Source organism: Tangfeifania diversioriginum, assembly GCF_900141875.1.
Lineage (GTDB): Bacteria > Bacteroidota > Bacteroidia > Bacteroidales > Prolixibacteraceae > Tangfeifania > Tangfeifania diversioriginum.
Genome location: NZ_FQZE01000001.1, coordinates 146,655 through 160,764, shown reverse-complemented (window position 1 = coordinate 160,764; position 14,110 = coordinate 146,655). Strand labels below are relative to the sequence as shown.

The window sequence follows — 14,110 nt, the reverse complement described above, 5'->3', positions numbered from 1 at the left end:
TTACACTCCGTTTTCTTGTTTAATCCAGTCGTAGCCTTTTTCTTCCAGCTCCAGTGCCAGTTCTTTCCCCGATGATTTTACAATTTTACCATTGTACAATACGTGCACATGGTCGGGAACGATGTACTCGAGCAGACGCTGATAGTGGGTAACCACAATAGTTGCATTTTCAGGAGTGCGCAGTGCATTTACTCCGTGAGCAACGGTTTTCAGCGCATCGATGTCGAGACCGGAATCGGTTTCATCCAAAATACCCAGTTTGGGCTGGAGCAGCGCCATCTGAAAAATTTCATTCTTTTTTTTCTCTCCACCCGAGAATCCTTCATTAACAGAACGGTTGGTCAGGTGCGCGTTCATGTCGAGCAATTGTTCTTTTTGGCGCATCATTTTCAGGAATTCCCCTGCTGTAAATTCTTTTTCTCCGCGGAATTTGCGGTGTTCGTTCACTGCAGTTTTCAGAAAATTAACCATCGGTACGCCGGGAATTTCCACCGGGTACTGGAAGCTGAGGAAAATTCCTTTTTTGGCACGATCTTCAGGCTCCAGCTCAAGTAAATCTTCCCCTTCGTAAATGATTTCACCTGATGTAACTTCAAATTCTTCTTTTCCTGCCAGCACATTTGCCAGCGTGCTTTTCCCTGAACCGTTGGGTCCCATTATGGCATGAATTTCGCCGGGTTTCACTTCAAGGTTGATTCCTTTCAGGATTTCTTTTCCTTCTACGGAAACATATAAATCTTTAATTGTTAGCATAATATAAGACAGCCCTCTACGGCTCCCCCAAGGGGGAGAGAAAAGAGCGTTTTTTTAATTGTTATTCTTTATTTTATTCATTCTCGATTTTTTCTTTTTCTTATCTCCTCTCCGCCAATTGGCGGAATGTTGGGAGGGGCACTATCCCACGCTGCCTTCGAGGCTGATTTCAAGTAGTTTTTGTGCTTCAACAGCAAACTCCATCGGCAGCTTGTTGAGTACCTCTTTGGCGTATCCGTTCACAATCATGCCGATTGCTTTTTCGGTATCGATTCCCCGCTGGTTGCAGTAGAAAATCTGGTCCTCGCCAATTTTTGAGGTAGTTGCCTCGTGTTCCACAATCGATGATTTGTTTCCCACTTCGATGTAGGGGAAAGTATGTGCGCCGCAGGTATCGTTCAGCAGCAACGAGTCGCACTGTGAGAAATTTCGCGAATTTTTTGCACCGGGCAAAACTTTCACCAAACCACGGTAGGAATTGTCGCTTTCACCTGCCGAAATCCCTTTTGAAATAATGGTGCTTTTGGTGTTTTTGCCAATGTGTATCATTTTCGAGCCGGTGTCGGCCTGCTGGTGGTTGTTAGTAACAGCTACCGAGTTGAATTCGCCAATGGAATTATCGCCAATCAGAATGCAGCTGGGGTATTTCCAGGTTACTGCCGATCCGGTTTCCACTTGTGTCCAGCTGATTTTGGACGATTCGCCGCGGCAAATTCCTCGTTTGGTTACAAAATTGTAAACCCCGCCCTTTCCGTTTTTGTCGCCAGGGAACCAGTTTTGTACCGTAGAATATTTCACTTCTGCGCGGTCAAGCGCAATAATTTCAACTACTGCGGCGTGCAACTGGTTTTCGTCGCGTTGCGGAGCGGTGCAGCCTTCGAGGTAACTCACGTAGCTGTCGTCGTCGGCTACAATAAGTGTCCGTTCAAACTGGCCGGTGTTGGCAGAATTAATCCGGAAGTAGGTCGATAATTCCATCGGGCATTTCACGCCTTTGGGAATATAGCAGAACGACCCATCGCTGAAAACTGCTGAATTCAGCGCTGCAAAAAAGTTGTCGTTCACCGGTACTGATTGACCGATGTATTTGCGCACCAAATCAGGATGCTCCTGCAATGCTTCGCTGAACGAACAAAATATAATGCCTTGTTCTGCGAGCGTTTCTTTAAAAGTAGTTTTTACTGAAACGCTGTCCATTACAGCATCTACGGCTACTCCCGCCAAATGTTTTTGTTCTTCGAGCGGAATTCCCAGCTTGTTGAATGTTTCGAGCAATTCCGGATCAACCTCATCCAGGCTTTCATACTGCGGTTTTTTCTTCGGAGCCGCATAGTAGCTGATATTCTGGAAATCGATGGGAGGTACTTTCAGGTAGGCCCAATCGGGCATTTTCATTTTCTTCCATTTCCTGAATGCCTCCAACCGGAATTCAAGCATGAAATCGGGCTCGTTTTTCTTCTCCCAAATTGTACGGACTACATTCTCATTCAAACCTTTATCTATGATATCGGTTTCAATATCGGAGAAAAATCCGTATTTATACTCACTCTGCGTTACTTCAGATAATATTTTGTCCTGGTCTGTCATATTTAATTCACTTTTTTGAATTAACAATCCTTTATCCAGACTGTTTACCAAATACAATTGCAAAGATATAAAAGTATAGGTATTTTTGTGGTTTGGATTGATTATTCCATACCAATTTGTCTTTAATTAACAATGAGTAAAGAAAAAGAACATACACGGATTTCGGAACTGGGAGAATTTGGTTTGATAGACAGGCTGACCAAAAATATTCAGTTAAAAAATGAGAGTACCTTAAAAGGCGTTGGCGACGATGCCGCAGTTTTAAATTATGGCGATAAGTGTGTGGTGTTTTCCACCGACCTGCTTACCGAAGGCATACATTTTAACCTGATGTATGTTCCACTGAAACACCTCGGTTACAAATCGGTGGTGGTGAATCTTTCCGATATTTTTGCAATGAATGCACAACCCCGGCAAATTACCGTGAACATTGCTTTGTCGAATAAATTTTCGGTGGAAGCTGTGGAAGAATTGTACTCGGGCATTCATCTGGCCTGCGAAAAATACGGAATTGATTTGGTAGGAGGAGACACTACCAGCTCGCTCACTGGTTTAACTATTAGCGTGAGTGTACTGGGCGAAGCAGCCAAAGATGACCTGGTTTACCGGAGCGGGGCAAAAGAGGGCGATATCCTTTGTGTTTCCGGCGATTTGGGAGGTGCCTACATGGGGCTTCAACTGCTCGAGCGCGAAAATGAAGTGTTCAAGGTAAACGATAATATGCAGCCTCAGCTCGAAGGGTACGATTACATTTTGGAGCGGCAGCTGAAACCCGAAACTCGTCCCGATGTTATTGCGGCTTTCAAAAAAATTGGCATCAAACCCACATCGATGATTGATATTTCAGACGGGCTTTCTTCCGAAATCATGCACTTGTGCAACGGATCAAAAGTGGGGTGCAGGTTGGATGAATCAAAAGTACCAATGGACAACCAAACCAAAAAAATGGCGGAAGAGCTGAACATCAATCCGTTGGTTTCGGCGCTGAATGGTGGCGAAGATTATGAACTGCTTTTTACGGTTTCGCCGGAAGATTACGAAAAACTGAAAAACGATCCCGATTTTACCGCGATAGGTGAGATGGTGAATGAATCGGCAGGAGCACACCTTATTGCAGCAGGTGGCTCTGAAATTCCTTTGCAGGCGCAGGGCTGGAACCATCAGAAATAAAATATTTAAATCAGAAAAAATGAATAGAAGAGCAATTTTACTTTTTGTAGTGTTATTTACAATCCCAGTTTTATCCATATCGGCCACTAATTTGGCAGAAGAGGAAAATTATATTGAAAAAGATTCCCTTACCCGCGATGGATTCACATTAATTTTCATCAATAAAGATTCTGATTTCAGTGATGCAATTTCTGAAAAATTGAAAGAAACTTTTTTTGAAGTTTACCCGGAACTTGTAAACCGGTTCAATCAGGAAGCAGCACCTAAAGTTGTTTTTGTTATTGAACCAAAATACGAGGGTGTGGCAGCCACCTCCGGCGGCAGGGTGGTATTTAGCCCGGCATGGTATGAAAAAAATCCTGACGATATTGATGTAGTAACCCACGAAGTGATGCACATTGTGCAGGATTACGGTAGGACTAACGGCCCGTGGTGGTTGACCGAAGGCATTGCCGATTATGTACGTTACAGGTATGGGGTAGGCAATGAGGTTGCAGGCTGGAAATTACCCGATGTAAATCCGGACCAAAATTATACCAACTCTTACCGGATAACAGCGCGGTTTCTTGCATGGTTAGAAGAAAAAAAAGATGAAAAGATTGTTGACAAGCTGGACAAGGTGATGCGGGAACACAAGTACCGGGATGAAGTTTGGGTAGAATTAACCGGGAAATCGGTGGATGAATTGTGGAAAGAGTACATTACAAATCCGGTACTTTTGTAAGTTAAGGGTCAATTGAATTGTATTGTTTTTCCGGAAACAAAAATGGCAATGTATTTACATTGCCATTCAATTTTTAAATATTTCAAGTCGAAATTAATCCGGGTAATAGCCCCTGATAATTCCACGTTTTGAGTCTTTTACAAAAAGCAACACTTCATCGCGCTCCTGGGTGGCGGGCATTTCGGTTTCAATAATATCGATGGCTTGTGCAGTGTTCAGTCCTTTTTGGTAAATGTACCGGTAAATCTCCTGAACTTCCCTGATTTTTTCGTTGGTGAAATTCCGGCGCCGCAGCCCGATAGAGTTGATTCCAACATACGAAAGTGGCTCGCGGCTGGCTTTAATAAACGGGGGCACATCTTTACGGACAAGTGAACCACCGCCAATCATCACATGCGAGCCTACTCGGCAAAACTGGTGAACACCGGTCATCCCCGAAATAATTGCCCAGTCGTCAACTACTACTTCGCCGGCAAGCTGGGTGTTGTTGCCAAGAATGACATGATTTCCCAGGGTGCAATCGTGTGCTATGTGCACGTAGGCCATCAATAAATTATTGTCGCCCAGTGCGGTTTTTCCCTTCGATGCCGTTCCGCGGTTGATGGTTACATATTCGCGGATAACGTTATTGTCGCCAATTTCAACGGTTGTATATTCCCCTTTAAATTTCATATCCTGTGGAACTGCTCCAATAACAGCTCCCGGAAAGATATTGCAGTTTTTTCCGATTCGGGTTCCCGATAAAATAGTTACGCTGGAGCCAATATGTGTGCCTTCTCCTATTACCACATCTTTGTCAATAGATACAAAAGGTTCTATTACTACATTTTCAGCAACTTTTGCTTCAGGATGTACGTAAGCCAGTGGTTGTTTCATATTTTTTCTAATTCTATTATTCTTCAGTTTGCTTTACTATTTGTGCCATGAATTCGCCTTCGGCAACAATTTTATCGCCCACATAGGTAACACCTTTCATAATTGCAATGCCTCTGCGAATTGGCGAAATTAAATTTATTTTAAAGATCAGGGTGTCTCCCGGCACAACTTTTTTCCGGAACTTAACATTGTCAATCCGGATAAAATAGGTTGAATATTTCCCTTCAAGTCCGCATAATACCAGCAATCCACCGGTTTGTGCCATTGCTTCAATAAGTAAAACTCCGGGCATTACAGGTTCGTTGGGGAAATGTCCCTGAAAAAAGTGTTCGTTGGCAGTTACGCTTTTCACCCCTACTACCTCTTTTTCGGTAATCGATAAAACTTTATCTACCATTAAAAGTGGGTACCTGTGGGGTAGGTATGTTTTTATTTGATTTACATCGAGCAACGGCTTTGCATTTGGATCGTATTCAGGAGGGCCTGCCTGTACCTGTCTCCAGGTATCTTTCAGTGCCTGTGCAAAAAGTGTATTGGGGCGATGCCCGGGTTTTGAGGCGATTATCCGACCTTTTATGTGTTTGCCGCAAAGGGCCAGGTCGCCAATTACATCGAGCAGTTTATGCCGTGCGCATTCGTTATCGAAATGCAGGTCGAGGTTGTTTAAAATGCCCTGTGGTTTTACTTCTACCCTGTCGTGGTGGAACAAATCGGCAAGGCGATCCAGTTCTTCTTGCGTAACTTCTTTGTCGATAATAACTATCGCATTGTTTAATTCGCCTCCTTTAATAAGGTTATTGTTGAGCAAAAATTCAAGCTCGTGCAAAAATACAAATGTGCGGCAGTTGGCTATTTCTTCTTTAAATTTACTTATCGATTCGAGGGTTGCATATTGGTTGTTCAGCACTCTCGATTTAAACGATATCATTACATTAATATGATAGTCGTCGTCGGGTAGTGCAATAATTTCAGCCCCTGATTTTTCATCGAATATTTCAATTTTTTCTTTTATCTCGAAATATTCTCGTTCTGCATCTTGCTCAACGATTCCGGCATTTTCAATGGCTTCGACAAAATATTTCGAACTCCCGTCCATAATGGGAGCTTCTTCGTTGTTGACTTCTATCAGCACGTTGTCGAGGTCCATTCCAATGAGTGCTGCCAGTGCATGTTCGATTGTTCCAATCCGGGCACCGTCTTTTTCAAGCAGGGTGCCTCTCGAAGTGTCCACCACCAAATCAACGTCGGCATCTATTATCGTTTGTTCTTCAAGGTCAACTCTTTTAAATTTAAATCCGTGGTTTTCGGGGGCCGGCAAAAAGTTCATGACTACATCAACTCCCGTATGCAGGCCTTTTCCTTCAATTTTAAATGAATTTGCTAATGTTTTTTGCTTTACAACCATATGCTTATGTTATTTCTTCGAATCAGTAGAGGTGCTGTTTTGAAGTGATTTTACATCTTTCCGAAGTTGAATAACTTCATCTCTGAGTTTGGGCAGGTTTTTGAAAACAATGGCTGTACGGACCGCATCTTTTATATTGTGAGCCGGTGTAAGAAGAACTGTTTCGTTATCTTTTATTGAATTGGAAACACCTGATTGTGCACCAATGTTTACATTGTCGCCAATTTCTAAATGTCCTGCCAGGCCAACCTGTCCTCCAAATTTGCAATTTTTACCCACTTTGGTTGTGCCGGCCAGTCCTGTTTGCGCTGCAATAACTGTGTTTTCGCCAATTTCGCAATTGTGCGCTACCTGTACCAGGTTGTCAATTTTTACTCCTTTACGTATAATAGTTGACTCAAAAGTTCCGCAGTCGATAGTAGTATTGGCACCAATATCCACATTATCTTCGAGAATAACATTTCCGATTTGCGGAATTTTTTTGTAGGTGCCGTCGGGTTGCGGGGCGAAGCCAAAACCATCGGAGCCGATAACCGCCCCGGCATGGACAATGCAATTGTTGCCTATTACACAGTCGTCGTAAACTTTGGCTCCGGCATAAAAAATGCAATTGTCGCCAATGGTCACATTGTTGCCAATATGCACCTGCGGAAACAGTTTTACATTATTGCCGATTTTAACGTTTTTACCCACGTACCCAAACGCCCCGAGGTAAAAATTATCGCCGGTGGCAGCCGTTTCATCAATAAAACTGGGCTGTTCTATCCCTTTTCTGGTGTCTTTTTTGGTGAGCTGGTACAGATCGAGTAAAGAGGAAAATGCCTGGTAGGCATCATCAACTTTTATAAGTGTGGCAATAACTTCTGATTTTGGTTCGAAGCTTTTATTCACCAGCACAATTGAAGCATTTGTATTGTAAACGTAACTTTCGTATTTAGCATTGGCAAAAAAAGAAAGTGTGCCAGGTTTACCATCTTCAATTTTCGATACATTTGTAACAACAACATTGCCGTCACCAACAACTTCTCCTTTCAGAAATGCAGCAATGTCTGTAGCTTTAAATTCCATTCAACTTTTTTTAAGCGGTGCAAATATAGTTTTAAACTAATTAATGTCCAATTCTTTTGGATAACAGGCGAAAAATTTCCGCACGGTTTTGGTAAAAGCTGCCAGGTTAATATCCGACGCTTTTTCCATATCTTTTACTTTTCCGTTTTTGAAAAGTATTTTAATATTCTCAGTATTTCGGTTGTAGGCATTGTTTGTAATTTCCCCTGTCATCAGGAAATATTTGGCCAGTTCCGGGTCGCCGGTTATTTCATCGGTAATGTGTTGTAGCATTTTTTCTTTCCATTTTTTTGAGACGGGTTTCTTTTTCAATTTCACTTTGAATAATCTTCTTTGTATAAGACTTTTAGACAGCGAGGAAAGAACAGGATCACTATGAAACTGCCACTCCTTTACCGACGAAATGATGTCGTTATCATCGAGCTGGGCAAACCATTCCAAAACGGTCTTTCCTTCAACATTCAGGTTGTCCCAAAAGTTTTGAGAAGTAAAATTGTTTTTCAGGAAGACCTCGAGAGTAGGAGTTGCAAACAGCTGGTGCCCTGCCGAAAACAAATCTTTTGCCCTTTTTAAAATACCTATGAGCAGAAATTCGGCCGAAACAACCGTTTTATGAAGGTACACCTGCCAGTACATGAGGCGCCGTGCAATCAGGAATTTTTCGATGGAGTAAATTCCTTTTAAATCGACTGCCAGTTGGTCGTCCCAAACGTTAAGCATTTTAATGATCCGGTCAATTCCAACCACTCCCTCTGCAACGCCTGTAAAAAAGCTGTCGCGGCTCAGGTAATCCAGCCGGTCCATGTCGAGTTGTCCTGTTACCAGCTGGTGCAAAAATTTCTTTTTGTACTTGTTCTGAAAAATCTCGATGGCCAGGGTCAGGCGGCCGTTAAACTGCCGGTTCATTTCATTCATTAAAAGCAACGACAACTCTTCGTGGGCGACTTCAACCAGTGAGTTTTCGAGCACATGCGAAAACGGAGCGTGGCCAATGTCGTGCAACAAAATGGCAATGGTAACCGCATCGGCTTCTTCCTCCGTAATTTCATGGCCTTTCAGCCTCAAAACCGATATGGCCTGACCCATTAAATGGCTTGCACCCAGCACATGTTCAAAACGCGAATGATTGGCGCCGGGGTAAACCATAAATGAAAACCCCAGTTGCTTGATCCTTCGCAGCCGCTGCATGTAAGGGTGTTCCAGTATATCAAAAATCAATTCCGATTGTAAAGTAATGAAACCGAAAACCGGGTCGTTAATGATTTTTTTCTTATTGATATTGTTTTGATCCACAATTGTTTTTTTGAAAGGGCAAAACTACAAAACTTTAATTAATTCGTTATAAGGCATTTATCATCTTTGTGAATTTTTTGCTATTTGGGCTTTTTATTGATGAAACCGCTATTTTGGCTGCGGAAAATAGTAAAACATTTTTTATTCTTTAAAATCAGTGGTTTATAAACTTTCTTTTTTTGTGTTTTAATGAAGAAATTACTATTTTTGCGGAGATTTTTGGAAAAGCCTGAAATAGGGGACCGCCGGTTCCCTATTTTGTTACTGGTTATTAATGGTAGATAAAAAGAAAATAACAGCGTTTGTAAAGGAGCAACTGGATGAAAACATGTTCCTGGTAGAGGTGAATGTGAATGCTTCGAATGTGATAAAAGTTTTTATCGATAGTTTCGAAGGGTTAACAATCGACCAGTGCGTGCAAATTAGCCGCGGACTCGAACAAAAGCTTGATCGCGATAAAGAAGACTTTGAGCTGCAGGTTTCTTCACCCGGCCTTTCAGAACCCTTCAGGGTAAAAGAACAATACCTGAAAAATGTGGGCCACAATGTTGAAATTGTAACTGCCGAAGGCATCAAACTCGAAGGCGAGTTGCTGGATGCAGGCGACGAAGAAATTGTATTGAAAACGGCCAAACGCGAACGGGTAGAAGGGCATAAAAAAAAGCAGTTGATAGTAAAAGAACATCAGTTAAAATATGGCGAAATAAAAAGCGCAAAAGTTGTTGTTTCATTTAAAAAAGCGAATTAAAGATGGAAAATATTAATCTGATAGATACTTTTGCCGAATTCAAAGAATTGAAGAACATCGACCGGGTAACCATGATGAGTGTACTCGAAGATGTTTTTCGCAGTGTGCTGATTAGGCAGTATGGTACCGATGAAAATTTTGATGTAATTATCAATATTGATAAAGGTGACTTTGAAATTTGGAGAAACCGCGAAGTGGTTGAAGATGGCGAGCTGGAAGATCCAAACCTGCAAATCACATTGACCGATGCCCAAAAAATTGACACTGACTACGAGGTGGGCGAAGAGGTAACCGATGAGGTGAAGTTAATTGACTTTGGCCGCCGGGCCATTTTAACCCTGCGGCAGAACCTGGCCAGTAAAATTCTGGAACTTGAAAAAGATCACATTTACGGAAAATATAAAGACAAAATCGGCGACATTGTTACCGGCGAGGTTTACCAGGTGTGGAAAAAAGAAATCCTGATTCTTGACGACGAAGGCAATGAATTGATCCTGCCCAAGTCAGAACAGATTCCATCCGATTATTTCCGCAAAGGAGATACCGTCAGGGCAATTGTATATAAGGTTGAATTGCGAAACAACAACCCGCTTATTATTTTGTCGCGCACTGCACCGGTTTTCCTCGAGCGTTTGTTTGAATTGGAAATACCCGAAATTTTTGATGGCCTCATTACCATTAAAAATATTGTAAGAGTGCCGGGCGAGCGAGCCAAAGTTGCCGTAGAATCGTACGACGAGCGGGTTGACCCGGTTGGGGCCTGTGTGGGAATGAAAGGTTCACGCATACACGGCATTGTGCGCGAGTTGCGTAACGAAAACATTGATGTAATCAACTATTCTGCCAACACGCAGCTCTACATTAAACGGTCACTGAATCCGGCAAAAATTCTCGATATTAAAATAAACGAGGAAGATAAAAGAGCTGAAGTGTACCTGAAACCCGACGAAGTATCACTTGCTATCGGGAAAGGTGGACTAAACATCAGGCTGGCAAGCCAGCTTACTGGTTACGAAATTGATGTGTTCCGCGAAACAGAAGAGGATGACGAAGATGTGAACCTCGATGAATTTACCGATGAAATTGAAGATTGGGTTATTGACGCATTGAAAGCCATTGGTTGTGACACAGCTAAAAATGTACTCAATATTTCGCGCAGCGATTTAATTAAACGCACCGACCTCGAGGAAGAGACCATCGACAATGTGCTGAATATCCTCAAGTCGGAATTTGAGTAATTTTTAAAAAATAAGCTAAATTTAAAACTACTGTAAAAGCTTTTGTTTAAACTTGCAGAGTACTTTAGCTATAGGGATACGAAAAGAAAATAAAAAATTTATATGACAGCAGGCAAGACAATAAGGCTTAGTAAACTTGCAAGAGAATTCAATGTGGGGATTCACACTATTGTGGAATTTCTGCACAAAAAAGGGTTTGATTATGATACAAATCCTAATACTAAAGTTTCTGCAGAAGCGGTCGAACTTCTTGAAAAAGAATATAAGATTGATTTAAACCTGAAAAAAGAATCAGAAAAAATAATTCTTAAAAGTCATCGTCCGAAGCAGGAAGTTATTTCTATTGACAACGAAGAAGAAGAGCTCGAAGAAGAAGAGGAAGAAGAGGAGATTGAAGAAGAGGAGGTTGAAGAAAAAGCTGAAGAAAAAACCCCTGAAAAACCAGGTGAGCCTGAACCCTCAAAAGCTGAAAAGGAAGAAGAGGAAGAAGCCCCTGTTGAAAAACCGGCTCACGAGGATAAAATAAAGGTTGTAGGAAAAATTGATTTGGAGGCTTCAAAAAAAGCAGCTAAGAAAAAAGCTGAAAAAGAAGCAACCGAATCGAAGAAAGAGAAAAAAGCTGAATCGAAAGAGAAACCTAAAACCGAAGAAAAAACGGAGCCACCAAAAGAGGAACAGCCAGAAGAAATTAAAGCTGAAAAAGAACAACCTCAGCCTGAAATACCTGAAGAAAAGGTTGAGAAGGAAGAGGAAAAAGAGGAGAAAAAAACACATGTTGACGACGTTAAAGTTGTTGGCCGCATAAATCTCGAAGCCTTAAATCAGAAAACAAGGCCTTCGAAAAAATCGAAAAAAGAGAGGGAAAAAGAAAGGGAAGAAAGAAGGCGCCAGAAAGAGGCCGCCCGTGGAAAAGCCCGCGAACAGAAAAAAGAAACTACGGATAAGGAACAGGAAAAAGACGAAACTATAAAGGCACAGAGGAACAAACTGAATGGGCCTACTGTAGTTGGTAAAATCGATCTTCCTGAAAAGAAAGCGAAAAAACATAAAGATTCTTCTGAAGGTTCTTCACGGAAGAAACGCCGCAAAAGGATTAAAGATCCAGGGAAAATACGGTTTGAAGATAAGCCGCAGGAAGGAAGAAAAAGAACCACTCAGAAACTCACCAAGCAAGGCGCCAAAAAGAAAAAACCACAACTTAAAAAAGAGGTTGACGAGGAAGAAGTACAAAAGCAAATTAAAAACACGCTGGCCCGCTTAACTTCAAAAGGCAAATCAAAAGGTTCAAAACACCGCCGCGATAAAAGGGCTGCCGTAAGTGAAAAGAAACAGGCCGACCTGGAAAAATCAAACCAGGAAAAGAAAATATTGAAAGCTACCGAATTTGTGTCGGTGAGCGAACTGGCCAACATGATGGATGTAAATGTAAATGAAGTTATTTCCACATGTATGAGCCTGGGCTTGTTTGTTTCCATAAATCAGCGGCTCGACGCAGAAACCCTTACAGTGGTAGCCGATGAGTTTGGATATAAAGTTGAATTTGTAAGCGCTGATATACAGGAATCGATTGATGATGCCGATGAAGAAGATTCAGAAGAAAATCTTGTTCCGCGTTCGCCCATTGTTACTGTAATGGGGCACGTTGACCACGGTAAAACTTCGCTGCTCGACTATATTAGGAGTACCAACGTAATTGCCGGTGAAGCCGGTGGAATTACTCAACATATTGGTGCTTACCATGTAACACTCGACGAAGGGAAAGACATTACGTTTCTGGATACTCCAGGCCACGAGGCTTTTACGGCAATGCGTGCCCGTGGTGCACAGGTAACTGATATTGCAATTATTATTGTTGCTGCTGACGATAACGTGATGCCGCAAACAGTTGAAGCTATCAACCACGCATCAGCAGCTGGCGTGCCAATTGTATTTGCTATTAATAAAATCGACAAACCAGGCGCCAATCCCGAAAGGATTAAGGAAGAGCTGGCCAATATGAACTACCTTGTTGAAGAATGGGGTGGTAAATACCAGTCGCACGATATTTCGGCCAAGCAGGGCAAGGGAATTGAAGATTTACTGGAGAAAGTACTGCTGGAAGCCGAAATGCTTGAATTGAACGCAAATCCGAAGAAAAGAGCAGCCGGTACCATTATTGAATCTTCACTTGACCGCGGACGCGGTTATGTGGCTACCGTACTGGTTCAGTCGGGCACCCTGAAATCAGGCGATATTGTGCTGGCGGGGCAATATTTTGGGCATATAAAAGCTATGTTTAATGAGCGTAACCAAAAGATTGAAGAGGCCGGGCCGGCCCAACCGGCAATTATTCTGGGACTCGACGGAGCACCGCAGGCAGGCGATAATTTCCATGTGATGGAAAATGAACGCGATGCCCGGGGCATTGCCAATAAACGCGAACAACTTGCACGCGAACAGGGGCTGCGCTCACAGAAACATATTACGCTCGACGAGATTGGCCGCAGAATTGCCATTGGTAATTTCCAGGAATTGAACCTGATTATTAAAGGTGACGTGGACGGTTCAGTTGAAGCACTTTCCGATTCACTGATTAAACTTTCTACCGAAGAGATTCAGGTAAACGTGAAACACAAAGCTGTTGGCCAGATTTCAGAATCTGACATTTTGCTGGCAGCAGCTTCCGAAGCCATTGTAATTGGTTTCCAGGTAAGGCCGTCGCTTAGTGCACGCAAACTTGCAGAGCGCGAACAAATCGATATTCGTTTGTACTCTATTATTTACGATGCAATTAACGAAATCAGGACCGCTATGGAGGGCATGCTTTCGCCCGATATAAAAGAGGAAATTACCGGAACAGCCGAAGTAATGGAAGTATTCAAAATTACAAAAGTTGGTTCTGTAGCCGGCTGTATTGTCCGCGACGGCAAAATAAACCGCAATTCAAAAGTAAGAGTTATTCGCGATGGTATTGTCATTTATACCGGGAACCTTGGTTCGCTGAAACGCTTTAAAGATGATGCGAAAGAAGTGAAGAACGGTTACGAATGTGGATTGAACGTTGAAAATTTCAACGATATTAAAGTGGGCGACCATGTGGAAGCCTTCCAGGAAGTTGAAGTGGCCAAGCATTTGTAATTTTCCAAAGAGCAAATTTTTCAGGAATAATTAATTTTTGATATAGTAAAAAGCCGGTATATTCAGGCTTTTTTTATTTTGGCCCGATGAAAATCGGTTTTATTAACATTAAATGTCTCATTTCTCATCAC

Annotated in this window: 11 protein-coding genes; 5 read left to right on the top strand and 6 right to left on the bottom strand. The window is 42.3% G+C overall.

All coding sequences use genetic code 11. The features are described from left to right. Together sufC and sufB are read right to left on the bottom strand one after the other, a co-directional pair. Entirely contained in the window at window positions 1-753 is a 753-nt protein-coding gene (gene sufC, locus BUC07_RS00700; RefSeq protein ID WP_073164042.1) for a Fe-S cluster assembly ATPase SufC, read from the bottom strand. Between the two features lie 141 nt (window positions 754-894). Then, window positions 895-2,340 carry a Fe-S cluster assembly protein SufB gene (gene sufB, locus BUC07_RS00695; protein ID WP_073164362.1) on the bottom strand — a complete coding sequence of 482 codons (1,446 nt, stop codon included), beginning with the start codon at window positions 2,338-2,340 and terminating at the stop codon, window positions 895-897. Between the two features lie 132 nt (window positions 2,341-2,472). On the opposite strand from sufB, the gene thiL reads away from it, so the two are divergent. Both thiL and BUC07_RS00685 read left to right on the top strand, forming a co-directional pair. Continuing rightward, the gene (gene thiL / locus BUC07_RS00690) at window positions 2,473-3,510 is read left to right on the top strand and encodes a thiamine-phosphate kinase (protein ID WP_073164039.1); all 1,038 of its coding nucleotides are present in this window, start codon (window positions 2,473-2,475) and stop codon (window positions 3,508-3,510) included. Window positions 3,511-3,529: 19 nt separating this feature from the next. Continuing rightward, window positions 3,530-4,234, top strand: coding sequence for a basic secretory protein-like protein (locus BUC07_RS00685; protein ID WP_073164036.1), 705 nt, complete (start codon window positions 3,530-3,532; stop codon window positions 4,232-4,234). A gap of 93 nt (window positions 4,235-4,327) precedes the next feature. Here BUC07_RS00685 and lpxA read toward each other — a convergent pair whose 3' ends face one another. From lpxA to BUC07_RS00665, 4 genes are read right to left on the bottom strand one after another with little or no spacing between them, the layout of a single operon-like run. Next, window positions 4,328-5,110, bottom strand: coding sequence for an acyl-ACP--UDP-N-acetylglucosamine O-acyltransferase (gene lpxA, locus BUC07_RS00680; protein WP_073164033.1), 783 nt, complete (start codon window positions 5,108-5,110; stop codon window positions 4,328-4,330). 16 nt (window positions 5,111-5,126) lie between these two features. After that, window positions 5,127-6,515: a bifunctional UDP-3-O-[3-hydroxymyristoyl] N-acetylglucosamine deacetylase/3-hydroxyacyl-ACP dehydratase gene (locus tag BUC07_RS00675; RefSeq protein WP_073164030.1), complete on the bottom strand. Its 1,389-nt coding sequence runs from the start codon at window positions 6,513-6,515 to the stop codon at window positions 5,127-5,129. A 9-nt stretch (window positions 6,516-6,524) separates the two neighbouring features. Beyond that, window positions 6,525-7,583 carry a UDP-3-O-(3-hydroxymyristoyl)glucosamine N-acyltransferase gene (gene lpxD / locus BUC07_RS00670; RefSeq protein ID WP_073164026.1) on the bottom strand — a complete coding sequence of 353 codons (1,059 nt, stop codon included), beginning with the start codon at window positions 7,581-7,583 and terminating at the stop codon, window positions 6,525-6,527. 36 nt (window positions 7,584-7,619) lie between these two features. Next, window positions 7,620-8,876 carry an HD domain-containing protein gene (locus BUC07_RS00665; RefSeq protein WP_245792592.1) on the bottom strand — a complete coding sequence of 419 codons (1,257 nt, stop codon included), beginning with the start codon at window positions 8,874-8,876 and terminating at the stop codon, window positions 7,620-7,622. A 274-nt stretch (window positions 8,877-9,150) separates the two neighbouring features. Here BUC07_RS00665 and rimP point away from each other — a divergent pair, with 274 nt between their 5' ends. The 3 genes from rimP (at window position 9,151) to infB (ending at window position 13,979) form a co-directional block, all read left to right on the top strand. Further along, window positions 9,151-9,624, top strand: coding sequence for a ribosome assembly cofactor RimP (rimP, locus tag BUC07_RS00660; RefSeq protein ID WP_073164023.1), 474 nt, complete (start codon window positions 9,151-9,153; stop codon window positions 9,622-9,624). Window positions 9,625-9,626: 2 nt separating this feature from the next. Further along, entirely contained in the window at window positions 9,627-10,862 is a 1,236-nt protein-coding gene (nusA, locus tag BUC07_RS00655) for a transcription termination factor NusA (protein ID WP_073164020.1), read from the top strand. Between the two features lie 102 nt (window positions 10,863-10,964). Beyond that, window positions 10,965-13,979: a translation initiation factor IF-2 gene (gene infB / locus BUC07_RS00650; RefSeq protein WP_073164017.1), complete on the top strand. Its 3,015-nt coding sequence runs from the start codon at window positions 10,965-10,967 to the stop codon at window positions 13,977-13,979. The last annotated feature ends 131 nt before the right edge of the window (window positions 13,980-14,110 follow it).